This window comes from Streptomyces sp. NPDC028907 (genome assembly GCF_055564995.1).
Genome location: NZ_JBVHVE010000004.1, coordinates 1 through 24118 on the forward strand (window position 1 = coordinate 1; position 24118 = coordinate 24118).

20 protein-coding genes are annotated in these 24118 nt (G+C 71.2%); 11 read left to right on the top strand and 9 right to left on the bottom strand.

Features of this window, described 5'->3' with window-relative positions:
• Positions 1–209 precede the first annotated feature (209 nt).
• Together ppdK and ACZ4UU_RS12725 are read right to left on the bottom strand one after the other, a co-directional pair.
• Positions 210–2930 carry a pyruvate, phosphate dikinase gene (ppdK, locus tag ACZ4UU_RS12720; RefSeq protein WP_468039230.1) on the bottom strand — a complete coding sequence of 907 codons (2721 nt, stop codon included), beginning with the start codon at positions 2928–2930 and terminating at the stop codon, positions 210–212.
• 454 nt (positions 2931–3384) lie between these two features.
• On the bottom strand, positions 3385–4596 hold the full coding sequence (locus ACZ4UU_RS12725) for an ROK family protein (protein WP_468039232.1): 1212 nt from the start codon (positions 4594–4596) through the stop codon (positions 3385–3387).
• A gap of 120 nt (positions 4597–4716) precedes the next feature.
• On the opposite strand from ACZ4UU_RS12725, the gene ACZ4UU_RS12730 reads away from it, so the two are divergent.
• From ACZ4UU_RS12730 to ACZ4UU_RS12740, 3 genes are all read left to right on the top strand, one after another.
• A complete protein-coding gene (locus ACZ4UU_RS12730; protein ID WP_468039234.1) occupies positions 4717–6093 on the top strand; it encodes an MGH1-like glycoside hydrolase domain-containing protein in 1377 nt (458 codons plus the stop codon).
• Positions 6090–8027: an amylo-alpha-1,6-glucosidase gene (locus ACZ4UU_RS12735; protein WP_468039236.1), complete on the top strand. Its 1938-nt coding sequence runs from the start codon at positions 6090–6092 to the stop codon at positions 8025–8027. Before ACZ4UU_RS12730 ends, ACZ4UU_RS12735 begins: the two co-directional genes overlap by 4 nt.
• A gap of 674 nt (positions 8028–8701) precedes the next feature.
• Complete coding sequence (locus tag ACZ4UU_RS12740) at positions 8702–10558, top strand: LTA synthase family protein (protein WP_468040170.1); 1857 nt, start codon at positions 8702–8704, stop codon at positions 10556–10558.
• 404 nt (positions 10559–10962) lie between these two features.
• Here ACZ4UU_RS12740 and dusB read toward each other — a convergent pair whose 3' ends face one another.
• Complete coding sequence (dusB, locus tag ACZ4UU_RS12745) at positions 10963–12147, bottom strand: tRNA dihydrouridine synthase DusB (protein WP_468040172.1); 1185 nt, start codon at positions 12145–12147, stop codon at positions 10963–10965.
• Positions 12148–12217: 70 nt separating this feature from the next.
• Between dusB and ACZ4UU_RS12750 the strand changes: the two genes are divergently transcribed.
• Entirely contained in the window at positions 12218–13663 is a 1446-nt protein-coding gene (locus ACZ4UU_RS12750; RefSeq protein WP_468039238.1) for an MFS transporter, read from the top strand.
• Positions 13664–13712: 49 nt separating this feature from the next.
• On the opposite strand, the gene ACZ4UU_RS12755 is transcribed toward ACZ4UU_RS12750, so the two are convergent.
• A complete protein-coding gene (locus ACZ4UU_RS12755; RefSeq protein ID WP_468039240.1) occupies positions 13713–14606 on the bottom strand; it encodes a helix-turn-helix transcriptional regulator in 894 nt (297 codons plus the stop codon).
• A 101-nt stretch (positions 14607–14707) separates the two neighbouring features.
• Between ACZ4UU_RS12755 and ACZ4UU_RS12760 the strand changes: the two genes are divergently transcribed.
• The 3 genes from ACZ4UU_RS12760 to ACZ4UU_RS12770 all read left to right on the top strand — a co-directional run bounded on the left by ACZ4UU_RS12760 (position 14708) and on the right by ACZ4UU_RS12770 (position 17127).
• Positions 14708–16138: an MFS transporter gene (locus tag ACZ4UU_RS12760; protein WP_468039242.1), complete on the top strand. Its 1431-nt coding sequence runs from the start codon at positions 14708–14710 to the stop codon at positions 16136–16138.
• Positions 16139–16285: 147 nt separating this feature from the next.
• Positions 16286–16504 (top strand): hypothetical protein, encoded by a 219-nt coding sequence (locus ACZ4UU_RS12765; RefSeq protein WP_468040174.1) that lies wholly within the window; start codon positions 16286–16288, stop codon positions 16502–16504.
• Positions 16501–17127, top strand: a complete 627-nt coding sequence (locus ACZ4UU_RS12770) for a GNAT family N-acetyltransferase (protein WP_468039244.1) — start codon at positions 16501–16503, stop codon at positions 17125–17127. The genes ACZ4UU_RS12765 and ACZ4UU_RS12770 overlap by 4 nt, the downstream gene beginning before the upstream one ends.
• Before the next feature lie 44 nt (positions 17128–17171).
• Here ACZ4UU_RS12770 and ACZ4UU_RS12775 read toward each other — a convergent pair whose 3' ends face one another.
• The 3 genes from ACZ4UU_RS12775 to bla form a co-directional block, all read right to left on the bottom strand.
• Positions 17172–17768 carry a TetR/AcrR family transcriptional regulator gene (locus ACZ4UU_RS12775; protein ID WP_468039246.1) on the bottom strand — a complete coding sequence of 199 codons (597 nt, stop codon included), beginning with the start codon at positions 17766–17768 and terminating at the stop codon, positions 17172–17174.
• Between the two features lie 31 nt (positions 17769–17799).
• Positions 17800–18810, bottom strand: coding sequence for an aldo/keto reductase (locus tag ACZ4UU_RS12780; protein WP_468039248.1), 1011 nt, complete (start codon positions 18808–18810; stop codon positions 17800–17802).
• A gap of 125 nt (positions 18811–18935) precedes the next feature.
• Positions 18936–19895, bottom strand: a complete 960-nt coding sequence (gene bla, locus ACZ4UU_RS12785; protein ID WP_468039250.1) for a class A beta-lactamase — start codon at positions 19893–19895, stop codon at positions 18936–18938.
• A gap of 156 nt (positions 19896–20051) precedes the next feature.
• On the opposite strand from bla, the gene ACZ4UU_RS12790 reads away from it, so the two are divergent.
• Genes ACZ4UU_RS12790 through ACZ4UU_RS12800 form a run of 3 tightly spaced genes read left to right on the top strand, consistent with a single transcriptional unit; the run spans position 20052 to position 22056 of the window.
• Complete coding sequence (locus ACZ4UU_RS12790) at positions 20052–20957, top strand: LysR family transcriptional regulator (RefSeq protein ID WP_468039252.1); 906 nt, start codon at positions 20052–20054, stop codon at positions 20955–20957.
• Complete coding sequence (locus ACZ4UU_RS12795) at positions 20954–21112, top strand: hypothetical protein (protein WP_468039254.1); 159 nt, start codon at positions 20954–20956, stop codon at positions 21110–21112. Before ACZ4UU_RS12790 ends, ACZ4UU_RS12795 begins: the two co-directional genes overlap by 4 nt.
• Positions 21109–22056: a serine hydrolase gene (locus tag ACZ4UU_RS12800; protein ID WP_468039256.1), complete on the top strand. Its 948-nt coding sequence runs from the start codon at positions 21109–21111 to the stop codon at positions 22054–22056. The genes ACZ4UU_RS12795 and ACZ4UU_RS12800 overlap by 4 nt, the downstream gene beginning before the upstream one ends.
• Here ACZ4UU_RS12800 and ACZ4UU_RS12805 read toward each other — a convergent pair.
• A complete protein-coding gene (locus ACZ4UU_RS12805; RefSeq protein WP_468039258.1) occupies positions 22053–22517 on the bottom strand; it encodes an SRPBCC family protein in 465 nt (154 codons plus the stop codon). The two genes, ACZ4UU_RS12800 and ACZ4UU_RS12805, sit on opposite strands and share 4 nt — an antisense overlap.
• Before the next feature lie 444 nt (positions 22518–22961).
• Here ACZ4UU_RS12805 and ACZ4UU_RS12810 point away from each other — a divergent pair, with 444 nt between their 5' ends.
• Entirely contained in the window at positions 22962–23396 is a 435-nt protein-coding gene (locus ACZ4UU_RS12810; RefSeq protein WP_468039259.1) for a hypothetical protein, read from the top strand.
• A 32-nt stretch (positions 23397–23428) separates the two neighbouring features.
• On the opposite strand, the gene ACZ4UU_RS12815 is transcribed toward ACZ4UU_RS12810, so the two are convergent.
• Positions 23429–24046, bottom strand: coding sequence for a LysE family translocator (locus tag ACZ4UU_RS12815; RefSeq protein WP_468039261.1), 618 nt, complete (start codon positions 24044–24046; stop codon positions 23429–23431).
• Between the last annotated feature and the right edge of the window lie 72 nt (positions 24047–24118).

A 24118-nucleotide genomic window follows, 5' to 3' on the forward strand; every position in this document is an offset into this window, starting at 1 on the left:
GCCAACGCCACCAAACGCCATTTCCCCTGGTCAGCGACGTAGCTTGACAGTCTCCGCAGACAATGCAAGTGAGGGCGGCACCCCCGCACAGGGTGCCGCCCTCTTTTCGTGCACCGGAGTCGCCGCCCATCGGTCTTGAGGGTCGGGGACAGGCGACGACTCCGGAGTTCATCGGCCGCCGGCCTACCGCGGCACCCCCAGCGGAGCGCTCAGCGGTGGTCGCTCCCCACCGACTGCGAAGCCGCCCGCCCCGCCTCCAGCCGCGCCACCGGGATCCGGAACGGCGAGCAGGAGACGTAATCGAGGCCGACCTCGTGGAAGAAGTGGACGGACTCGGGGTCACCGCCGTGCTCGCCGCAGACGCCGAGCTTCAGGTCGGGCCGGGTCTCGCGGCCCGCCTTCGCGGCGGCGGCGACCAGCGAGCCCACACCGTCCTTGTCGATGGTCTCGAAGGGGGAGACGCCGAAGATGCCCTTCTCCAGGTACGCGGTGAAGAACGAGGCCTCCACGTCGTCCCGGCTGAAGCCCCACACCGTCTGGGTGAGGTCGTTCGTGCCGAAGGAGAAGAACTCCGCCGCCTCGGCGATCTGACCGGCGGTCAGCGCGGCGCGCGGCAGCTCGATCATCGTGCCGATCGACAGCTTCAGGCGGACGCCCGTAGCGGCTTCGACCTCCGCGACGACCTGGTCGGCCTCCTCGCGGACGATCTCCAGCTCCTGGACGGTGCCGACGAGCGGGATCATGATCTCGGCGCGCGGGTCGCCCTTGGCGTTCTTGCGCTCGGCGGCGGCCTCCGCGATCGCGCGGACCTGCATCGTGAACAGGCCGGGGATGACGAGGCCCAGGCGTACGCCGCGCAGGCCCAGCATCGGGTTCTGCTCGTGCAGCCGGTGCACGGCCTGCAGCAGGCGCAGCTCGTTCTCGTGCGGCTCCTGACGGGACTCGGCGAGGGCCACGCGGACCGAGAGTTCCGTGATGTCGGGGAGGAACTCGTGCAGCGGCGGGTCGAGGAGACGGATCGTCACCGGCAGGCCGTCCATCGCCGAGAACAGCTCGACGAAGTCCTGCTTCTGGAGCGGGAGCAGTTCCTTCAGGGACTCCTCGCGCTCGGCCTCGGTGTCGGCCAGGATGAGGCGCTCGACCAGCTCACGGCGGTCACCGAGGAACATGTGCTCCGTGCGGCAAAGGCCGATGCCCTGGGCGCCGAAGCGGCGGGCGCGCAGCGCGTCCTCGGCGTTGTCGGCGTTGGCGCGGACGCGCAGTCGGCGCTTCCTGTCCGCGAAGGCCATGATGCGGTGCACCGCCTCCACCAGCTCGTCGGCGTCCTGCGCACCCGCGTGCATCCGGCCCTCGAAGTACTCCACGACGGGAGACGGGACCACCGGGACCTCGCCCAGGTAGACCTTGCCGGACGACCCGTCGATGGAGATGACGTCGCCCTCCTCCACCACGTGTCCGCCCGGCACCGTCATCCGGCGCCGCTTGGTGTCGACCTCCAGCTCCTCCGCGCCGCAGACACAGGTCTTGCCCATGCCGCGCGCGACGACGGCCGCGTGGGACGTCTTGCCGCCGCGGGAAGTGAGGATGCCTTCCGCCGCGATCATGCCGTCCAGGTCGTCGGGGTTGGTCTCCCGGCGGACCAGGATGACCTTCTCACCCGAACGCGACCACTTCACCGCGGTGTACGAGTCGAAGACCGCCTTGCCGACCGCCGCACCCGGCGACGCCGCGATGCCCCGGCCGACCTGCTCGACCTTCGCCTCCTCGTCGAACTTGGGGAACATCAGCTGCGCGAGCTGGGCGCCGTTGACGCGCTGGAGCGCCTCCGCCTCGTCGATCAGGCCCTGGTCGACGAGCTGCGTGGCGATACGGAAGGCCGCGCCCGCCGTGCGCTTGCCGACACGGGTCTGGAGCATCCACAGCTGACCGCGCTCGATGGTGAACTCGATGTCGCAGAGGTCCTTGTAGTGGTTCTCCAGCGTCTCCATGATCTGCATCAGCTGGTCGTACGACTTCTTGTCGATCGTCTCCAGCTCCGCGAGCGGGACGGTGTTGCGGATGCCCGCCACGACGTCCTCGCCCTGGGCGTTCTGGAGGTAGTCGCCGTAGACGCCCTGGTGGCCGGAGGCGGGGTCACGGGTGAAGGCGACGCCGGTGCCGGAGTCCGGGCCGAGGTTGCCGAAGACCATGGAGCAGACGTTGACGGCCGTGCCGAGGTCGCCGGGGATGCGCTCCTGGCGGCGGTAGAGCTTGGCGCGGTCGGTGTTCCAGGAGTTGAAGACCGCCTCGATGGCGAGGTCCATCTGCTCGCGCGGGTCCTGCGGGAAGTCCCGGCCGGCCTCCTTCTTCACGATCTTCTTGAAGGCGGTGACCAGCTTCTTCAGGTCGGCGGCCTCCAGGTCGGTGTCGACCGTGACCTTCTTGGCCTCCTTGGCCTTGTCGAGGGCCTCCTCGAAGAGGTCGCCGTCGACGCCGAGGACGGTCTTGCCGAACATCTGGATGAGGCGCCGGTAGGAGTCCCAGGCGAACCGCTCGTCGCCCGCCTGGTCGGCGAGGCCCTTCACGGACTTGTCGGAGAGCCCGATGTTGAGGACCGTGTCCATCATGCCCGGCATGGAGAACTTCGCGCCGGAACGGACCGAGACCAGCAGGGGGTTGTCGGCCTGGCCGAGCTTCTTGCCCATCTTGGCCTCAAGGGCGTCGAGGTGCGCACTCACCTCGTCACGCAGTGCCGCCGGCTCCTCGCCGCTGTCGAGGTAGACCTTGCAGGCTTCCGTCGTGATCGTGAACCCGGGGGGAACGGGAAGGCCCAGGTTGGTCATCTCGGCGAGGTTGGCACCCTTGCCACCCAGGAGGTCCTTGAGGTCCTTGTTTCCCTCGGTGAAGTCGTAAACGAACTTCGCTACGTGAGGATCTTTGTTTTCCGACACGGTCTCGACTCCCTCGAGGACGCGGTGGCTGCCCTGACGGCGAGGAACATACCCAGATCGAAGGCGTCTGGGTACGTCTACTCACGCGTCATACGCCTGTAACCACCCGTCCGCCAGTGGATCGAAAGTCAAGGCTTGGCAAGCGGTGACGGGCGGATGTTTTCACTTCTTGAACGCAGGAGAGCCCACAAGTGCAGTTTCCTGCTCATCTGAGCGCCTATCCCGCACGTCTGATTTCGATCGATGAACGATCAAGGGGTGGCACCCAGTGCCACCCCTTGGAGAAGTGCAGTCGCTCAAGATCCGCTCATCTGAGCGCAACCCTTATCAAGGGTGGCGAGAATCACGCTGCCACAGAGGACCGGATTTCACCATGCGGACGTGCTCCCGGGACGGAAACGCGCCCGTCACGACACCGTTGCGCACGACGTCGCACACGGACCCGCACTCCCCCTCACACACCCAGTGCGACCAGCCGTTCTTCCACTCGCTCCGGCGCGTACAGATGCTCCACGACCAGCGCCCCGGCCCCCACGAGACCGGCCCGCTCCCCCAGCCGTGACGTGACGACGTCCAGATGAGCGGTGGAACGCGGCAGCGCCCGCTGGTACAGCAACTCCCGCACACCTGTGAGGAAGGGCGTCCCGGCCAGGTCCCCGGCGATCATCAGCACCCCCGGGTTGAGCAGGGTCACGACGGTCGCCAGTACGTCCCCGACCTGTCGCCCGGCCTCCCGGGCCAGTGCGGCCGCTCCCGGGTCACCGGCCCCCAGCAGGTCCCGCACATCCGATCCGGAGGCCGCCGGCACCCCGCCCTCGGCCAGTCGCCGGGCCACGGCACCACCACTGGCGACGGCGGCGAGACAGCCGTACGAACCGCACCGGCACAGCGCGTCAGCGCCCACCCGGATGTGCCCGATGTCGCCCGCGCCGCCGTCGATGCCCCGGTAGATCGAGCCGTCGACCACCACCCCCGCACCGATACCGGTCGAGACCTTGACGAGAACGAACGCCGAGCAGTCGGGGTAGGCGGTGCGCTGTTCGCCGTACGCCATGAGGTTGGCGTCGTTGTCGACGAGGACCGGCACCGCCGCGGCCCCCGTGTGCTCGCCGAAGGCCCGGGCGAGCCGCTCCCTTATGTCGTAGCCGTCCCAGCCGGGCATGATCGGCGGCTGGACGACCCGGCCGGTCTCGCGGTCCACCGGCCCCGGCACCGCCAGCCCGATGCCGCCCACCTCGCCGGCCCGGCGCCCGGTCTTCTCCAGCAGTTCGGCGAACCAGTGCCCCAGCTCGCCCAACACCACGTCCGGCCCGTCCTCGACGACCAGCGCGCCGCTGTGCTCGGCGAGGATCTCGCCGGTCAGCGACAGCACGGCGGCACGCGCGTGCCGGGTGTCGAGGTCGGCGGCCAGGACGACGGCATGCTCGTCGTCGAACTCCAGCGTGATGGAGGGGCGGCCACCCAACGGCGAGTCCACCGGCCCTCCGGCACCCTCACGCAGCCAGCCCGCCCGGAACAGCCGGTCGAGGCGCTGGCCGACGGTGGCCCGGGACAGCCCGGTGACCTGTTGGAGCGCTCCGCGCGTGACGGCCCGGCCGCTGCGCACCAGTTGGAGCAGATCTCCGGCGCCGGTCTGACCCCGTCCAGCCACGCCCCGTGCAGTCATGCGCACCCCCTTGTGTTTCTCAAGCGTGCATTACATATTGAGTTTTGCGTGTTAAATAGACGTAACTCTACGGTCGCACTGGCCGAACCGGTCAGCCGCACGTCTCTCGGGGAGTGCCGAGTGGATCGCACCGCCCAACTCGTCACACCGCCTTCTGCACCCGCGTCGCCGCACGTCAGAGCCGCGGAGGTGCTGGCGGCCAACTGGACCGGCACGTCCACGGTCCCCTCCCGCAGCCTGTACCCGCACCAGTGGTCCTGGGACTCGGCGTTCGTCGCGATCGGCCTCAGGCACATCTCGCCGTTACGGGCGCAGACGGAGCTGGAGACGCTGCTCGCCGCCCAGTGGGACGACGGCCGTGTCCCGCACATCGTCTTCAACCCCTCGGTCCCCCTCGACGCCTACTTCCCGAGCCCCGACTTCTGGCGCTCCTCGACGGCGGGCCGCGCCGCGGGCGCCCCGCGCACCGTACAGACCTCCGGCATCGTGCAGCCACCGGTGCACGCGCTGGCCGCCTGGCTGGTGCACCGTGCCGACCCCGGACTGTCCCGGGCGCGCGGCTTCCTGACCCGGATGTATCCCCGCCTGGCCGCCTGGCACCGCTACCTCCTGCACCGCCGGGACCTGGGCGGCGCCGGCCTCGCGTCGGTCGTGCACCCCTGGGAACAGGGCATGGACAACAGCCCCTGCTGGGACGCCCCGCTGGCCCGCGTCGCCCCCGCCCCGGCCCGCTCCTTCCGCCGCGCCGACCTCGACCACGGGGCACCCGAGGACCGGCCGACGGACCTGGACTACGGCCGATACGTCCGACTGGCGACGGACTACCGGGACGGCGGCTACGCGGACGGCGCAGGAGACTTCGCCGTCGAGGACCCCTCCTTCAACGCCCTGCTCATCGCCTCCGAGCACGCGCTCGCCCGGATCGCCGAGGAGCTGGGCGCGACCGGCACGGCCCGGCAGGCCCGCGCGAGGCGGCTGACGGCGACGCTGATCGAACGCCTCTGGGACCCGGCGAGGAACATGTTCCTCTGCCGCGACGTCCGAGGCGGGGGACTCGTCCCCGAGCGAGCCGTCTCGGGCCTGATCCCCCTCCTCCTCCCCCACCTGCCCAGGAACATCGCCTCAACCCTCATCCGTACGACGGAGTCCGCCCACTTCGGCCTCGGCACCTCAACCCGTCTGGTGCCGAGCTACGACCTCCTCGGCGAGGCCTTCGACCCGCACCGCTACTGGCGCGGCCCGGCCTGGTTCAACACGAACTGGCTGCTGGAGCGGGGCCTGCGCACACACGGGGAGCGCCGCCGGGCCGACGCGCTGCGCCAGGCGGTCCTGGACATCGCGCACAGCTCCGACTTCGCCGAGTACGTGGACCCGTACACCGGCGAGGCCTGCGGGGCGACCGGCTTCAGCTGGACTGCGGCACTTTCGCTGGATCTGTTGCACCGCGACACCGAACCCACCGCGGTCAAGGAACTCAAGGGAGGGAACCGGGGATGACGGACCGGCATCATCTGCTCGTGTTCGGGGGGACGTTCGCCGCCGTGGGCGACGGCGGCGACATCAGCGGCGTACGGACCGCCGGCTCCCCGGAGGGGTTATTCGTACGCGACGCCCGCCACCTCAGCCGCTGGCAGCTCACCGTGGACGGCGCGGTGCCCGAGACCCTGACGCCGGTCGCCGACGGGGACCCGGCCCGATGCGTCCTGGTCCCCCGCGGCGGCCGCAACGAACCCCCCGCGTACACCCTCTTCCGCGAACAGGCCGTCGGCGACAACGCGTTCATCGAGTCCCTGCGCGTCACCAGCAACCGCCCCGTCCCCACGACGATCCGCCTCGCGATCACCGCCGACGCCGACTTCACCGACCAGTTCGAGCTGCGCTCGGACCACCGCACCTACGCCAAGTCCGGCGCCACCCGCTCTCGCCAAGTCCTGGACCACGGGGTGGAGTTCACGTACCAGCGAGCCGACTGGCGCTCCCTGACCACCGTCACGGCCGACCCACCCCCCGACACGGTGGAGGAAACCGGCACAGGCGCCCGCCGCCTCCTCTGGACCCTCGACCTGCCCCCACACGGCACCGAGGAACTGACCCTCCGGGTGATGGCCCGCCCCCACGGCGACAAACGAGCACTGCGAGTCCCCCGCTCCCCTTCCTCCCTCACCACCCAACTCCTCTCCCTGGAGGGCGAGTTCGTCGAGGGTGTGGCCTTCCCGACCGGCTGGCCCGAACTGGCCGCCGCCTGCGCCCGAGGCCTCGCCGACCTGGCCGCGCTCCAGGTCCCGGCGACGGGCCCCGACGGCGAGGAACTCCGCGTCCCCGCGGCCGGCGCCCCCTGGTTCCTGACCCTCCTCGGCCGCGACGCCCTCCTCACCTCCCTCTTCGCCCTCCCCTACCGCCCCCGCCTGGCCGCCGCGACCCTCCCCGCCCTCGCCGCGACCCAGGCGACGGAGACCGGCCTCGACACCGTCTCCCAGCCCGGCAAGATCGTGCACGAGGTACGGCACGGCGAGCTGGCGCACTTCGCCCAGGTCCCGTACGGCCGCTACTACGGCTCGGTGGACGCGACCCCGCTCTTCCTGATCCTGCTGGGCGCACACGCGGAGCAGACAGCCGACACGACCCTCGCCCGCCGCCTCGAACCCCACGCCCGCGCGGCGATCGGCTGGATGCTGGACCACGGCGGCCTGACCTCCCGCGGCTACCTGGTCTACCGGGCCGACCAGGGCGGCCTGGCCAACCAGAACTGGAAGGACTCCCCCGGCGCCATCTGCTCCGCCGACGGCACCCGCCCCGGCGGCCCCGTCATGGCGGCGGGCGCCCAGGGCTACGCGTACGACGCCCTGCGCCGCACGGCGTGGCTGGCCCGCGCGGTCTGGCAGGACGAGACCTACGCGGCCCTCCTGGAACAGGCGGCCGCCGACCTGCGTGACCGCTTCCAGCAGGACTTCTGGATGCCGGGACACTCGTTCCCCGCCCTCGCCCTCGACGGCGCCGGCCGCCAGGTCAACGCCCTCGCCTCGGACGCCGGCCACCTGCTCTGGTCCGGCCTGCTCGACAAGGAGTACGGCGAGGCGGTCGGCCGCCGCCTGCTCGAACCGGACTTCTTCTCCGGCTGGGGCGTCCGCACGTTGGCCTCCGGCCAGCCCGCCTACCACCCCCTCTCCTACCACCGAGGGTCCGTCTGGCCGCACGACAACGCCCTGATCACCCTGGGCCTGGCCCGCTACGGCCTGCACGACGAGGCCCGCACGGTCGCCCACGCCCTGGTGGACGCGGCCACCACAACCGGCCACCGCCTGCCCGAGGTCCTCGCAGGCTACGGCCGCGACACCCACCCCGAACCGGTCCCGTACCCCCACGCCTGCGTCCGCGAATCCCGCTCGGCAGCGGCCCCGTTGGCCCTGCTCACGGCGGTGGGCGGCGCGTAGGCAAGGCGTGGCGAGGAGCGGGCCGCGGACGTGTTGGCCCGGCGTTTGCCGGGTGTTTGCCGAGCGCTGGGGCGCAGTGGCTGAACACGGCCCGACGACGGCCCGTACGAGGGTGTGGCGGGCCCCCAGCCTCCCCAGCGAGGCCCGCCACACACTCCACCACCAGGGGACTCGCACGGAAGGACCTCCGGGTGCCCGTCTTCACACGCCTGCGCCGACCACCGGCCAACCCCGCCCCCACCTCCCCCAACGGCACCCCGACACCCCCCGAAACGAACAAGCCCCAGGCACCACCGCCGAGTGCGGCCGCCGGTGGGCTGAGTGAGGGGGCTACGGGGCCCGGCGACGGGACCGGAGGCCCGGATAACGGAACCGCTGACCCGGGCGACGGAACCGGAGGCCCGGATAACGGGACCGCTGACCCGGGCGACGGAACCGGAGGCCCGGGCGACGGGACCGGAGGCCCAGGCGACGGAACCGGAGGCCCAGGCGACGGAACCGGAGGCCCAGGCGACGGAACCGGAGGCCCAGGCGACGGAACCGGAGGCCCAGGCGACGGGACCGGAGGCCCAGGCGACGGAACCGGTCGGCTGAGTGAGAGGGCTGCGGGGCCGGGCGACGAGGCCGGTGGCCCGGGTGATGGAGTCGCGGAGCCGACCGACGGAGCAGCCTCCCTGCTGACCGAGGAGCCCCCGCCGCTGACCGCCGAGGCCGCGCCGTCCACTGCCGAGTCAGCGCAGCCCACCAGCGAGGCCGCAACGGCGGCCGCCACCCACGGACCCGCGGCCGCCGACGGCGAGGGCGCCGCACCGGGGCCACCCGCACCCGACGACGAAAGCCGCACGGGTGGTGCGGGTGGGAACGACTCGGCCGAAGGCGAAGCCGAGGCCGACGGGCCGCCCTGGCCCGCCCGCTACCTCCGCTGGACCCTCACGGCCCTCTCCGCCGCCCTCATCCACATCTGCCTGCAACTGCCGAACACCCTCGGCAACCTCAAGGCGACGGAGTTCCTGCGCCTCCCCGCAGAGGCCGTCATCGGAGCCGCCCTACTCCTCAGCCTCCCCCGCCGCCCCCGCCTCATCACCGCAGCGATCTCCGGCGCCGGCCTCGGCGCCCTCACCGCCCTGAACATCCTCGACATCGGCTACAACGAATACCTGGGCCGCCACTTCAACATCGTCCTGGACTGGGAACTCCTGGACGACGCCCAGTCCTACCTGAAGGACTCCCTCGGCGGCACGACCACCACCCTCCTCACCATCGGCGTGATCCTCCTCGCCGTACTCCTCATCACCCTCGTCGCCCTGGCCACCATCCGCATCGCCAACACCCTCGCCCGCCACAAGACCACCGCCTCCAAGGGCGCCCTGATCGCCGGCACCATCTGGATCACCTGCACGGCCTTCGGCCTCCAGATCGCCGGCGTACCACTCGCCGCGGACCACACCGCCGGCGTCATCAAGGTCCACGCCCGCCGCGCGATGGACACCCTCCGCGACGAGGCGGCGTTCGCGAAGGACGCCAGGTCGGACACCTTCGGCAACACGCCCCCCGCCCAACTGGTTCCGGACCTGCGCGGCAAGGACGTCCTGTTCACCTTCATAGAGAGCTACGGCCGCAGCGCCCTCGAAGACCCCCTGATCGCCCCCGGCGTCACCAGCACCCTCGACACCAGCACCAAGGCCCTCACGGACGCCGGCTTCCACGCCAAGAGCGGTTGGCTCACCTCGGCGACGTACGGCGGCAGCAGCTGGCTGGGCCACTCCTCCACCCTCTCCGGGCTATGGATCGACAACCAGCAGCGTTACCGCACCGTCATGGCCAGCGACCACCTCAGCCTCACCAAGGCCTTCCAGAAGACCGGCGCCTGGGACACGGTCGGCGTGATGCCCGGCGTACAGAAGGGCTGGCCGGAACAGGAGTACTACGGCCTCGACAGGGTCTACAACGCCTTCCAACTCGGCTACAAGGGGCCGAAGTTCAGCTGGTCCACGATGCCCGACCAGTACGCCCTTGAGGCTTTCCAGCGCCAGGTCCACAGCAAGAAACGCGACCAGCCCCTCATGGCGGAGATCATCCTGACCTCCAGCCACCAACCATGGGCCCCGATCCCCGAGATGGTCGACTGGAACGACCTCGGCGACGGTTCCCTCTTCAAGCCGATCCAGCGGTCCGGCACCGAACCGGCGGACATCATCTCCGACTCCACGCGCTCCAAGCAGGAGTACGGCAAGTCGATCTCGTACTCGGTCACGAGCCTCACCCAGTGGCTGGAGCGCTACGGCACCGACGACACCGTCCTCGTCTTCCTCGGCGACCACCAGCCGATCTCCCGCGTCAGCGGCACCAACGCCAGCCGAGACGTCCCGATCTCCATCGTCGCCAAGGACCCGAAGGTCCTGGACAAGATCACCGACTGGAACTGGACGGACGGCCTCCAGCCCGCCCCCAAGGCCCCCGTCTGGAAAATGAGCTCCTTCCGAGACCGCTTCCTGACGGCCTACGGCTCCACCCCCCACCCCTCCAACTAACCCCGACTCCTCGCCCCCGCCGCCCCTACCCATCTCATCCCCAGGGACTCCGCCCCTTCGACCCCACTGGGGCTGGCGCCCCAGACCCCGCCATCGGCCCTGAAGGGGCCTCGTCCTCCAACGCCGGACAGGCTGGAAGGGGGGCCTGGGCAGGGGCCGTATGCGCGGCTGGTCACTGAAGGGCGTACCCCCACGAACCCGCGGTCGCCCACGGCGGCAAGGGGACCTGTCGGGAGGGGGAGCCGCCCGCAGAGTCCGGTGTCAAGAAACAGGGTCTCTCGCGCAAGGCCCATCACCGGACCCGAGGACGGACACCCCCCGGCACGGCCCCGACCCACCAACCCACCGAACCGCGCTACGCGCACCCCCACCCAACACCAGCAGGCCGCCGCAGGCATCCCCGCTCAACCACCGGAGGTATCCAACTCGGCATCCTCCCCCACCCCCGCGCAGTCATACGGATCCCGCAACCACCCCTCCGGCAGGACCACCCGGTTGTTCCCGGACGTACGCCCACGCGGCCCATCGGCCCCCACCGGCCACGGCTGATCCAGGTCCAACTCGTCCAACCCGGCCCGGAGTTCCGCCAGCGACGACGTGATCGCAAGTCGCTTCCGCATCTCCGAACCGACCGCGAAGCCCTTCAGATACCAGGCCACATGCTTGCGGAAGTCGATGACGCCGCGCGCCTCGTCCCCGATCCACTCCCCGAGCAGCGTGGCATGCCGCACCATGACGTCGGCCACCTCACGCAACGCCGGCCGCGCGATGTCACCGTCCCGCCCCTCGAACGCCGCCACCAGATCCGAGAACAACCACGGCCGCCCCAGGCACCCCCGCCCGACGACCACCCCGTCGCACCCGGTCTCCCGCACCATCCGCACCGCGTCCCCGGCCGACCAGATGTCCCCGTTCCCGAGCACGGGAATCTCCGGCACATGCTCCTTCAGCCGCGCGATGGCATCCCAGTCCGCCGTACCCCCGTAGTGCTGAGCCGCGGTACGCCCGTGCAACGCGATCGCCGTCACCCCCTCCTCGACCGCGATCCGCCCGGCGTCCAGGAAAGTGATGTGATCTTCGTCGATGCCCTTGCGCATCTTCATCGTCACCGGCAGCTCGCCCGCCCCGCTCACCGCCTCCCGCAGAATCGCCCGCAGCAGATTCCGCTTGTACGGCAGCGCGGACCCCCCGCCCTTGCGCGTCACCTTCGGCACGGGGCACCCGAAGTTCAGGTCGATGTGATCGGCCAGCCCCTCCTCGGCGATCATGCGGACGGCCTTGCCGACGGTGGCGGGGTCGACCCCGTACAGCTGGATCGAACGAGGCTTCTCGCTCTCGTCGAAGTGGATCAGCTGCATGGTCTTCTCGTTGCGCTCGACCAGCGCCCGAGTCGTGATCATCTCGCTGACGAACAGCCCCTTGCCCCCACTGAACTCCCGGCACAGCGTACGGAAGGGCGCGTTGGTGATCCCGGCCATCGGGGCCAGGACGACGGGCGGCTGCACAGTGTGCGGCCCGATCCGCAGGGGCGAGACGGCGGGCGACGCGACGGACGAGACAGCGGGCGGGACGACGGGCGGGACGGTCATGGACATCCCCCCATTCTCGCGTACCGGACGGACAGCGGCGAAATTCATTAGTTAGGCGTACTATTCAAGAATGCCGGAGCTCAGCCCCCGCCGCCGCCTGCTGGTCCTCGCGATCTGCTGCATGAGCCTGCTCATCGTGAGCCTCGACACCACGGCCCTCAACGTCGCCCTCCCCGCGATGCAGCGCGACCTCGACGCCAGCACGTCGGGCCTCCAGTGGACGATCGACGCGTACACCCTCGTCCTGGCCTCCCTCCTGATGCTGGCCGGCTCCACGGCGGACCGCATCGGACGCAAACGCGTCTTCATGGCGGGCCTCGTCCTGTTCACCATCGGCTCGGCACTGTGCTCCCTCGCCCCGAACCTCGACTCCCTGATCGCGTTCCGGATGCTCCAGGCGGTCGGCGGCTCGATGCTCAACCCGGTGGCGATGTCGATCATCACCAACACCTTCGTGGACCCTCGTGAGCGCGCACGGGCGATAGGCGTGTGGGGCGCGGTCGTCGGCATCTCGATGGGCGCCGGCCCGCTGGTCGGCGGCCTGCTCGTGGACTCGGTGGGCTGGCGGGCGATCTTCTGGGTCAACCTGCCGGTGGGCCTGGCCGCCCTCCTCCTCACCCTCCTCCACGTCCCCGAGTCCCGCGCCCCCAGGGCCCGCCGCCTCGACCCGGTCGGCCAGCTCCTGGTGATCGCGCTGTTCGGCTCACTGACGTACGCGATCATCGAGGCCCCGAACGCCGGCCTCACAGCGGTCCTGCCTCTCGCGATCATCGCCTTCGCGGCCCTGCTCGGCCTCCTCTGGTACGAGCCGCGCCGCACCGAACCCCTCATCGACCTGCGGTTCTTCCGTTCGGCCCCGTTCAGCGGCGCCACGGTGATCGCGATCGGCGCGTTCGCGGCGCTGGGCGGCTTCCTCTTCCTGTCGACGCTGTACCTGCAGAACGTACGAGGGCTGGACGCCCTGCACGCAGGCCTGTGGATGCTCCCGATGGCGACCCCCATGTTCCTGTGCGCGCCGCTCGCCGGACGACTGGTCGGCACCCGGGGGCCCCGGCTGCCGTTGCTGATCGCCGGCACCGCGATGACGCTGAGCGCGGCGCTGTTCGCCCTGTTCGAGGCCGAGACGTCCAACGTCACGCTGGTCCTCGGGTACGCGGTGTTCGGGATCGGCTTCGGGTTCGTCAACGCGCCGATCACCAACACGGCGGTCTCCGGGATGCCCCGGGCACAGGCCGGCGTCGCGGCGGCCGTCGCCTCCACCAGCCGTCAGCTGGGGCAGACGCTGGGGGTGGCGGTGGTCGGGGCGGTGCTGGCCGCCGGGGTGGGGGCGTCGTCGTACAAGGACAGGTTCGTGTCGGCCGCCGGGCCGGGGTGGTGGATCCTCACCGGGTGCGGGCTTGTGGTGCTCGTGGCGGGGGTGCTGACCAGTGGGCCTTGGGCTCGGCGTACCGCTGAACGTACGGCTGAGAGGCTGGAGTCGGCTGAGATTCGCGGCTCGTCACGGGTCATCGCGTAGTTCGGCGACTGCGGCCCGTGGGGGCTGGCCGCGCAGTTCCCCGCACCCCTCAGGGCACTGCCCTCCCCAACGTCATGTCGTGCAGCTTCCTCAGCCTCTCCCCCGACTCCTCGTCCGCCGGCACATACGTCACCATCCGAGGCCCCACCTCCGGGCTCAGCCACAGATCCGTGTGGTCGACCACCACCCGCCCCACATGCCGATTGAGGAACTCCTTCCGCTTGCTCCGGTGCGCCACCACCTCATGCCGGTCCCAGGCCTCGCGGAACTCCGGGGACTCCGTGCGCAGCCTCTTCAGCAGCATCTTCCAGGCGGGCTCGGCGAGGTGACCGGCCATGGCGGCGCGGAAGCGGGCCGCCATGAGGCGCTGGGTCTCCTCCAGGTGCACGATCGACGAGCGCCACTCGTCGTGGGTGTACGAGAGCACCAGGCAGTTGCGGTCCTCGGGCGGCACCGCCTCCAGGTCGCAGAGCAGCAGCCCGTACGTCCGGTTGTAGGCGAGGATGTCGTACCGGCTGTTCTGCAGACAGGCCGGGTACGGCTCCAGCTGCTCCAGGACGGCCCGCATCGCGGGGGTCACCGACGGGCAGATGGTCGCCGGCGTCGGATCCACCGCCCCGGCCAGCTGGAAGAGATGGGACCGCTCGCTGGGGTCGAGCATCAGCGTGCGGGCGAGGGCGTCGAGGACCTGGACGGAGACCTGGATGTCCCGGGCCTGCTCCAGCCACGTGTACCAGGTGACGCCGACCGCAGAGAGCTGGGCGACCTCCTCGCGTCGCAGGCCCGGTGTCCGGCGCCGGCTGCCGCGGGGCAGGCCGACCTGCTCGGGAGTGATGTGCTCCCGGCGGTGGCGCAGGAAGGCGGCGAGTTCGTGGCGCCGGATCTCCGAAACAGCCGTACCGCCGGAGGCCCACGCCCCCGTCTGCTGAGCCATGGTCGTCATATCTCCACCCTGCCTCCGCCCGGACCCTGTTTCCAGGTGGTTCCGCTACCAGGATAAGGACACTCTGGTACCAGTCTCCGGACCGCCGCAGCCTGGTGAGCGTGACCGAAACCATCACTTCACGCACGGCCGGCCGAGCCACCGAGGCACCAGCCTCGCTCGGCGGCCTCGGCCTCTTCACGGTGCTGCTGGGCGCGGCACTCCCGCTCATCGACTTCTTCATCGTCAACGTCGCCCTGCCCACCATCGGCCACGACCTCGCGGCGAGCGAGGCCGTGCTCGAACTCGTCGTGGCGGGCTACGGGTTGGCGTACGCCGTGCTGCTCGTCCTCGGCGGGCGGCTCGGTGACCTGTTCGGCCGACGGCGGCTCTTCCTGGGCGGCATGGCGGCCTTCGGGCTGACCTCGCTGGCGTGCGGGCTGGCGCCCAGCGCGTGGACGCTGGTCGCGGCGCGGGTCGCGCAGGGCGCGGCGTCGGCGGCGATGCTGCCGCAGGTGCTCGCGACCATCCAGGCGGCCACCGGCGGTCAGCGCCGGGCGCGGGCCATGGGCCTCTACGGCGCCACGGCCGGGCTCTCCATGGTCGCCGGGCAGATCCTCGGCGGTGTACTCGTCGCGGCCGACATCGCGGGCACCGGCTGGCGCTCGGTGTTCCTGGTGAACGTGCCCGTCGTCCTCGTCGGTCTCTTCCTGGCCGCCCGCGCGGTCCCGGAGACCCGCTCCCAGCGCCCCGAACCGGTGGACGGCCCCGGCACGGTCCTGCTCGCCCTGACCCTCCTCACCCTCCTCGCCCCGCTCACCGAGGGCCGGGCGGCGGGCTGGCCGCTGTGGACGTGGCTGTCGCTGGCGGCGTTCCCGTTCGTGGCGGCGGCGTTCTACGCGGTGGAGCGCAGGGCGGATCGTCAGGGCCGTACGCCGCTCGTGCCGCCGAGTCTGTTCGAGCTCGTCTCGCTCCGGCGCGGTCTGGTGATGATCGTGCCGTTCTCGATCGGCTTCAGCGGCTTCATGTTCGTGATCGCGGTGGCACTGCAGCAGGGCGCGGGCCTCGGTCCGGTCGCGGCGGGGCTGGCCCTTGTCCCGATGGCGGTGGTGTTCTTCTTCGTGTCGCTGGCCGGGCCGCGGCTGGTGGCCCGCCACGGCACCCGGGTCGTGACCGCGGGTGCGGCGATCCAGGGCCTGGGCGTGGCGCTGATGGCGCTGGCCGCCTGGCGTTCCTGGCCGGCCTTCGGCTTCGTCGAGCTGCTGCCCGGGGCGGCGATCGCCGGTGCGGGCCAGGCGCTCCAACTCCCCGTCGTCTTCCGGATCGTGCTCTCCGAGGTGCCGACCGCGCGGGCGGGTGTGGGCAGCGGGGTGATGATCACGACCCAGCAGTCGTCGCTGGCCCTGGGTGTGGCGACGCTGGGCACGCTCTTCCTCTCCCTCGTCCCCGGGCTGGGCATGCGGGACGCCCTGGTCACCACGCTGCTCGTCCAGTTGGCCGGAGTGGCGCTGACCGGGCTGCTCGGCCTGCGGCTGCCGCGCACCATCGGTTGATCGTCCGGTGAGGGTGTGGCCACAGGTTGGTCAACTCGCCGGGCCGGAGTCCCTGTTGATGTTGGTTGTGCTGCACACTCCTTGCTGCGCGGCGCCAGCCGGTGCCGCGTACGGGAAGACTCGATGTCCTCGGACGCTGGAGGCGTCATGCTGGAGATCAACACGAGCAAGGTGAGCCGCTGGGACCACCATGGACGCGAGCACGTCGTACGAGTACGGCGCAAAGGCGCGCAACGCTCGATCAGATGCGACACCTGCGGCTGGCGCCAGAGCGCGCAGTTCCTGCCCTGGCTGAAGGCGGAGGAGCATCTCGCGGAGGCGCATCAGGCGACGGTGGACCCGACGGAGGCGCAGTCCGACCGATGACGACGCGCGTCCGCCGGTACCGCCCCGAGGACCGGGAGGCCGTCGAGGACATCTGCGTCCGCACGGCCCACGAGGGCGGCGACAGCCGACCCCACTACCAGGACCCCGGCATCTTCCCTACGACCTTCGCGATCCCGTACGTCGTCCTCGAACCGGACCTCGCCTTCGTCCTGGACGACGGGTCGGGCCGGGCGGTCGGCTACATCCTCGGCACCGCGGACACACCGCGCTTCGTCGAGGCCTTCCGCACCGATTGGCTTCCGCCGGCGGCCGAGCGCTACCCGGAGCCGGTCGGGCCGCCTGCCACCCCGGACGAGGCGATGATCCGGCTCCTGCACCACCCGGAGCGCATGCTCGTCCCGGAGGTCGCCGCCTACCCGGCCCATCTGCACATCGACCTGCTCCCGGCGTGGCAGGGCCAGGGCCACGGCCGCACGCTGATGCGCACCCTGCTGCGGGCCCTCCGGGACCAGGGCGCCCCGGCCGTGCACCTCTCGATGGTCACGGCCAACACCCCGGCCAGGGCCTTCTACGACCGCCTCGGCTTCCACGAGATAGCCGTCCCGGAGCCGGGCCCGGTCACCTACCTGGGGCGTACGACGCGGGAACTCGACAGCCTCTGACGGCCATTCGAAGCCCGTAACCCCTCAGCACACCTCAGTGCCCCTCAGTCGCGGGCCCGCAGCCCCCGCACCAGCAGATCCACGACGGCCTCCAACTCCCCCTCCACGCCGGGCTGTTCCCACTCCCGCGCGTGACCGGGATCGTGGAAGCGGCCCGTGGCCTGGAACAAGGCGCGGGCGGTGGTCGCGGGGTCGGCGGCCGTGAAGGTGCCCGCGTCGACGCCCGCCTGGACGATCCGGGTCAGCTGGCCGGTCAGGTCGGCGATGTGCTGGCCGACCGCCTCGCCGTTCTCGGTGGCTAGGACCGAGAAGGTGGCGAACAGTTCGGGTTCGTCGCCCGCCTTGCGGCGCTTGGCGGCGAACAGGCCGGTGAACCAGGCGCGCAGGCGTGCCTCCGGGTCGAGGTCGTCGGCGGTGACGACGTCGGCGAGGGACTCGAACGTCCGGTCCAGCCACCTCTTCGTGACAGCGTCCCGCAGCGCCGCCTTCGTACGGAAGTGCCGGTAGACGCTGCCGTGACTGACGCCGAGCGCGCGGGCCACGTCGACCACGGTGGCCTTGGCCGGTCCGTGGCGGCGCAGCACCTCCTCGGTGGCTTCGAGGATGCGCTCGGCGGTCAGGGTCTCGCTGGTCGGAGGCATGTCTAGACGGTACCCGGACCCGGCGGCGCGATCAGCGCTCGCTGTCGAGCATGGCCATCTGGGCGGGGGCGTACCGTCCACCGGCCGCGGCGTCCGCGGGTACGGCGGCCTCGATGGCGGCGAGGTCGGCCTCGTCCAGGGGCACGTCGAGGGCGCCGAGGGCCTCGTCGAGCCGTCCACGGGTACGGGCGCCGACCAGCGGCACGATGTCCTCGCCCCGGGAGAGCACCCAGGCGATGGCGATCTGGGCGACGGTGACGCCCTTCTCCTCGGCGATCTTGCGCAGGGACTCGACCAGGGTGAGGTTGTGCCGGAGATTGTCGCCCTGGAAGCGGGGTGAGTGGGCGCGGAAGTCGGTGGCCGCGTACTGCCGGCCGTTGGTGACATGGCCCGAGATCAGGCCGCGGGAGAGCACGCCGTACGCGGTGACGGCGATGCCCAGCTCGCGCAAGGTGGGCAGGACTTCCCGCTCCGGGCCGCGGGAGATGAGTGAGTACTCGATCTGGAGGTCGGCGATCGGAGCGGTGGCGGCGGCCCGGCGGATGGTGCCCGCGCCGACCTCGCTGAGCCCGATGTGGCGGACGTAGCCCTTCTCGACCAGTTCCGCCATCGCGCCGACGGTCTCCTCGATCGGCACGTCCGGGTCGAGCCGGGCGGGGCGGTAGACGTCGATGTGGTCGACGCCCAGGCGCTGGAGGGAGTACGCGGCGGAGGTCTTCACGGCGGCCGGGCTCCCGTCGAAGCCGTACCACTCGCCGTCCGGGCCGCGCTGGGCGCCGAACTTCACGCTGAGCAGCGCGTTCTCGCGCAGGGCGGCCGGAGCGGTGCGCAGGGCCTCGTTGATGAGCAGTTCGTTGTGGCCCATGCCGTAGAAGTCGCCGGTGTCGAGCAGGGTCACGCCGGCCTCCAGGGCGGCGTGGATGGTGGCGACGGACTCGGCGCGGTCCGCCTCACCGTACATGTCGGACATGCCCATGCAGCCGAGGCCGAGCGCGGAGACCTGGGGGCCGGCGGTTCCGAGGGTGCGGGTTCGTAGCGTCATGCCTCCACCCTCACATGACAGCTGACAGATTTCAATATCTGTCATTCCAACTTCGTCACTCGCCCCGTCACCCACTCCGCTTACTGGTCCAGACCTGCTGACGAGAGGTCTGGACCAGAGCACTGTCACGGCCGCTGGCGTCCGAGGCCCTCGATCGCCACGGTGGCCGCCTTGGCGATCAGGGCGTCGTGACGCTCGGCGTCCTGCTTGCCGCGGGTGGACAGGACCGCCATGACGATGGGATTGCCACCGTCGTCCGGCCACAGCACGGCGATGTTGTTGCGTCCCCCGTAGCCGGCGGTGCCGCTCTTGTCGGCCACCTCCCAGCCGTCGGGGACGCCCGCCTTGATGAGCGTGCCGCCGGTCACGTTCGTCGTCATCCAGCGCCGCAGAAGCTCGCGTTCGTCCCGCTCAAGGGCGTCGCCGAGCAGGAAGGCCCGCAGGCTTCCGGCCATCGCGCGCGGGGTGCTCGTGTCCCGGATGTCGCCCGGCTTGCCCTCGCTCATGTCCGTCTCGTACCGGTCCATCTCGGTGACGTCGTCGCCGAGGTCCTCCAGCACCCTCTCCAGGCCGTCGGGGCCGCCGAGTTCGTGGAGGAGGAGGTTGACCGCGGTGTTGTCGCTGTACCAGAGGGTCGCGGCGCACAGCCCGCGCAGGGTCATGCCGGTCTCGACGAAGTTCTCGGATACGGGCGAGTTCTCCACCAGGTCGTCGCGCGAGAACTTGACCACCTTGTCGATGCCGTCCGTCCCGAACTCTCGGAGGACGGCACCCGCCGCCAGCGCCTTGAACGTGGAGGCGTACGCGAACCGGTCGTCCGCCCGGTAGCCGACCGAGCGCCCGGTGCCGGTGTCCAGGGCGTGGACGCCGAGCCGTGCGTCGAACTCCCGCTCCAGCGCCCGGAACTCACCGGCCGTGGGCTTCGTGGCGGCCGTGGCCGACGCGGAGCGCGCCGCACCGGCAGGCGCGCCGGTACCGGCCCCGGAGACCGCCTCCTGGCCCCCGCACGCCGGAAGCGCGGCGAGAGCGAGCAGTGCGGCCACCGTCCAGGCGGCGCCCCGGCGTGTGCGCGGCGAATACGACATGGGTTGGACCTCCGAACCGTAGGGGACATACGGAACCCGCCGGCCCGAGGGGCAGGCCCGGGGCGGCGACCGTTCTCCCGCACTCTCGTGCCATCGGGGTGCCGAGGTCCAAGACGCGAACGCGCGCTTCCATGCTGTTTTGGCATAGTGGGGCGGGTGGATCTTGTCGCGGCATGCCGGGCGTTCGTCAGTGTGAGCGAGCACGGCAGTTTCACGGTGGGCGCGGCGGCGGCCCGGACGGCTCAGTCGGTGGTGAGCCGCCGTATCGCCGCGCTGGAGCAACACCTGGGCGACCGGCTGCTGGACCGGTCCTCGCGGACGGTGACGCTGACGCCCTTCGGCCGGGACCTGCTGCCGACGGCGAGGCAACTCGTGGCGCTCGCCGACCGGTTGGAGCACGAGGCGCAGGCCGCTCGGCACCGGCCGCTGCGGCTCGCCGTCCCCGCCGTCTGCCCGACCGCGGCCCTGGCCCGCCTCATCGCGGAAGCGCAGGAACAGGGAGTCCTCCTCGACCCGTTCCCCGCCGGACCGGCCGAGCGGGCCGACCTCGTGACGTCCCGGCAGGTGCGTGCGGCACTGCTCGCGGTGGCGCCCACCGAGGCGACCTGGACGGTCCCGCTGGGCCTGGCGGTCGCGCACGACCCGGGCGGCGGGCCGATCTACCTGGACACCCTGCGCCCCGGCCGGGCCGACCGCGACCGACGGCCCCGACGCGTGTGGCTCCAGCCGGAGGACGACGTACCGCACATCCGAGACCGTCTCGCCCGCTTGCGCGACGCGGTGGGCCTACGCCCGTCCCAGCTGACGGTCGCGCCGACCGTGGCCGCCGCGGCCGCGGACGTACTCGGCCACGGCGACGCCCTGCTCTGCTCGGCCCCCCAGGCTCACGAACTCCACCTCCACTGGCGCCCCCTCGGCGAACTGGGCCCCGCCTTCGCCCGCGGCTTCTCCCTGACCATCACGGATGAGGCGGACACCGACGCGGCCCGCATAGGCCACGCATGCGCACACAGCATCGCCCGCTGCCTCGACGCACCGGCCCTCTCGGAGCCGGCCGCATGACCACCGCCGAGCGACCACTCGCCGATCTGCGCCGAGACCAGCGGACGGGCCACGGGACCGGCCGACGCCCCATCGGCACACCGGACCCCGCCTTCGCCCACGCGCTCTCCCCGGCCGCCCTCGACGCGCCCAACCCCCCAGAGGCATCCCCATGACCCCCCACACCGAGCGACTCCTCGCCGACCTGCGCCGGGACCTGCGCGAGGGAGGGCTGTACGGGTCCTTCCTCGTCCGGGATCTGCAGACGGGTGACGAGATCGGGATCGACCCCGACGTCGAGCTGCCCGTCGCGTCCCTCGTGAAGATCCCGCTCGCCCTGGTGACGCTGGAGCGGATCCGGCGCGGCGAACTCGACGGCGCCCGGGTGATAGAGGTGCCGCCCGGCCGGATCACCACCCCCGGCCCGACCGGCGTGAGCCGCTTCCGTCACGCGGCCCACATCGCCGTCGAGGACCTGCTCTACCTCAGCACCTGCATCAGCGACAACAGCGCCGCCGACGCCCTCTTCGCCCTCACGCCGCCCGGCCAAGTCGGTTCGGTCCTCCACGAGTTGGGGCTGCGCGGCATCGCCGTACGGCACACCATGCGCGAGCTGATGGAGACGCCGGTGGAGCGTTTCGACCCGGCGGACGTGCACCTCGCGCACGCCCTCGCGATCGACGCGGGCACCCCGGGCCGCGGCCACCGGGTTCCCCAACTCGACATCTCACGCGCCAACACCGGCACGGCACGGGCGTTCGTCGACCTCCTCCAGGCCCTCTGGCGCCCCGGCGCCACCGGACCCTCGGCGGTCCACCCCGAAGTCGCGGCACAGGTACGCGGCTTCATGGCCAACAACCTCGTACGCAACCGCCTCGCCCCGGACTTCGACTCGGACGCCTCCACCTGGTCGTCCAAGACCGGCATGCTGCTCAACCTCCGCCACGAGGTCGGCGTCGTCGAACACGCCGACGGCCAGACCTACGCGATAGCCGTCCTGACCGAGTCCCGGGTCGCCGCCGGCCGCCAGCCGGGCGCCGACGCCCTCATGGGCCAGGTGGCCCGGCGCCTGCGCGACGAACTCCGTTCGAGGTGGATCCAGGACCAGAACGGCCCCTAGGCCGTGTCCGGATCGATCGCCGCCTCAGCCGCTGCCTTGATCCGGGCGCCGAAGTCGTCGGCGTCCTTGCGGGCGGCGGCGAGCGCCAGGCCGACCAGGAGCTTGCCGAGGCCGTGGCCCTCCAGAACGTTGAAGACATGGACCCGAGTGCCGCCGTCGGCCAGCGGCTCCAGGTCATAGCCGCCTTCGCGGGCCGTCACGCTGTTCTTCGACACCTCCGCCCACCGGATCCTCACCGGGGATTCAAGGTCGGTGATGCGGAACTCCCTGGCACTCTTGATCCCTGCGTCCTTGACCGTGCTGCGGAAGGCGGTACCCACGGTGGTCGGGGCGTCGGGAACCCGCTCGATCCTGAGCACGCGGGGGCTGAACTGCGGATCGTTGCGTCCGTCGGCGAGGTAGTCGAACACCGTCTCGACAGGTCGATCGACCTCGATCGTCGTTTCGAACTGGCCTGGCATGAGCACTCCTCAAGCGTTCGAGCCGCAGCGTGCACGCGAAGGGCCGTGCCGCCTGTCCTGACAGGGCGGCACAGCGACCCTATGGGAGCAGTCGGCATCTCGCGAGGCGAGTGGCTGACCAGGACCGGGCGTGGGGCCGCACGGATGCGATCACGGCTCGCAGGGGTGACGCTGTTCCTCGTGGCATTGCCGCGCCGCCTGCCCAGTGGCAGGGCGCATGGGCGCTCTCGCCGGGCCGTTCACGAGCCGTCGCGACTCTCCCAGCCACGTGCCCCTGCCCGAACCCCACACGGCATCACCCACGACTTCATGATGCTCAACCCACTCAGCGACACCCACGCCACCCGTGCGGCCGTCGCCCAGGCCGTCGCGGTGCTGCGCGAGGCGCTGAGCAGTGGTGCCGCATCTCCTTGATCTGTGTCCGCCCACTTCGGGAGGCTCGGCATGACATCCGATTCCATCTGGCGGTCCGCAGCGCGGCAGTTGCCGGTCAGGCTCTGCGTCGGCACGTTCTTCCTCAACTCCGCGCTGTCGAAACGCGGCGCGGACCAGGCCACCGCTGAGGGACTGCATCAGTTCGCCACCACCACCTATCCCTTCTTGGGCAAGCTCGACGCCCAGCGGTTCGTCCGGTTGCTCTCCGCCGGGGAGGCCGCCGTCGCCGCCGCGTTGCTCCTGCCGGTGGTCCCTGCCGCTGTTGCCGGAGCCGCCCTGACCGCGTTCTCCGTCGGCACGCTCGGGCTGTACCTGCGCGCGCCGGGCATGCGCGAGGAGGGCAGCCTGCGCCCCACTGAGCAGGGAGTCGTGGTGGCCAAGGACGTCTGGATGCTGGGCATCGGCGTCTCCCTCATCATCGAGGGCGTCAGCGATCACCGGTGAGGACGAGACGGACACGGCCTGCGCACCCGGTCCTAGCGGGCCGTCACCGCCAGCTTCGCCCCCAGCGCCACGAACGACCCGGCGAAGCCCCGCCGCAGCCAGGTCATCACCCGGGGCCGGGAGGTGACATGGCTGCGGACGGATGCCGCGAGGATGCCGTACGCCGCGAAGACCACGAACGTCACCAGCATGAACACGCCGCCGAGCGCGAGCATGCGCGGCAGGGCGTTCGCCTCGCCGGGGTTCACGAACTGGGGCAGGAACGCGAAGAAGAAGATCGTCAGCTTCGGGTTGAGAACGTTGATCAGAACGCCCCGCACGACCACACGCCCGGCCGAGACCGGCGCGGCCCCCTCGTCCTCGTCCACGCCGAGCGCCTCCTTGTCCTTGAGCGTGGCCCAGGCCATGTACAGGAGGTAGGCGACACCGGCGTACTTGAGGATCTGGAAGGCCGTGGCGCTCGCGTGCAGCACGGCGGCGACTCCGGTGACGGTGGCCAGCATGTGCGGAACGATCCCGAGCGTGCAGCCGAGGGCCGCGACGACACTCGCCCGCCGGCCGCGGGAGAGTCCGGCGGCGAGGGTGTAGACGACGCCGGTACCGGGAGTGGCGACGACAACGAGGGTGGTCAGGAGGAAGGCGATACTCATGCGCCCCAGCCTGGGCGCGCGGCGGTCCCTGATACAGGGCCAAAGCGGCGCCTGTATCCGGGGCCAATGACG

What these genes read in the sequence shown, in the direction of transcription:
- ACZ4UU_RS12770 (WP_468039244.1), top strand. Translation starts at nt 16,501, where the DNA reads ATGACGACGCGCGTCCGCCGGTACCGCCCCGAGGACCGGGAGGCCGTC.
- ACZ4UU_RS12755 (WP_468039240.1), bottom strand. Translation starts at nt 14,606, where the DNA reads ATGACGACCATGGCTCAGCAGACGGGGGCGTGGGCCTCCGGCGGTACG.
- ACZ4UU_RS12815 (WP_468039261.1), bottom strand. Translation starts at nt 24,046, where the DNA reads ATGAGTATCGCCTTCCTCCTGACCACCCTCGTTGTCGTCGCCACTCCC.
- bla (WP_468039250.1), bottom strand. Translation starts at nt 19,895, where the DNA reads ATGTCGTATTCGCCGCGCACACGCCGGGGCGCCGCCTGGACGGTGGCC.
- ACZ4UU_RS12750 (WP_468039238.1), top strand. Translation starts at nt 12,218, where the DNA reads ATGCCGGAGCTCAGCCCCCGCCGCCGCCTGCTGGTCCTCGCGATCTGC.
- ACZ4UU_RS12800 (WP_468039256.1), top strand. Translation starts at nt 21,109, where the DNA reads ATGACCCCCCACACCGAGCGACTCCTCGCCGACCTGCGCCGGGACCTG.
- ACZ4UU_RS12735 (WP_468039236.1), top strand. Translation starts at nt 6,090, where the DNA reads ATGACGGACCGGCATCATCTGCTCGTGTTCGGGGGGACGTTCGCCGCC.
- ACZ4UU_RS12780 (WP_468039248.1), bottom strand. Translation starts at nt 18,810, where the DNA reads ATGACGCTACGAACCCGCACCCTCGGAACCGCCGGCCCCCAGGTCTCC.
- ACZ4UU_RS12795 (WP_468039254.1), top strand. Translation starts at nt 20,954, where the DNA reads ATGACCACCGCCGAGCGACCACTCGCCGATCTGCGCCGAGACCAGCGG.
- ACZ4UU_RS12775 (WP_468039246.1), bottom strand. Translation starts at nt 17,768, where the DNA reads ATGCCTCCGACCAGCGAGACCCTGACCGCCGAGCGCATCCTCGAAGCC.
- ACZ4UU_RS12810 (WP_468039259.1), top strand. Translation starts at nt 22,962, where the DNA reads ATGACATCCGATTCCATCTGGCGGTCCGCAGCGCGGCAGTTGCCGGTC.
- ACZ4UU_RS12725 (WP_468039232.1), bottom strand. Translation starts at nt 4,596, where the DNA reads ATGACTGCACGGGGCGTGGCTGGACGGGGTCAGACCGGCGCCGGAGAT.
- ACZ4UU_RS12765 (WP_468040174.1), top strand. Translation starts at nt 16,286, where the DNA reads ATGCTGGAGATCAACACGAGCAAGGTGAGCCGCTGGGACCACCATGGA.
- dusB (WP_468040172.1), bottom strand. Translation starts at nt 12,147, where the DNA reads ATGACCGTCCCGCCCGTCGTCCCGCCCGCTGTCTCGTCCGTCGCGTCG.
- ACZ4UU_RS12805 (WP_468039258.1), bottom strand. Translation starts at nt 22,517, where the DNA reads ATGCCAGGCCAGTTCGAAACGACGATCGAGGTCGATCGACCTGTCGAG.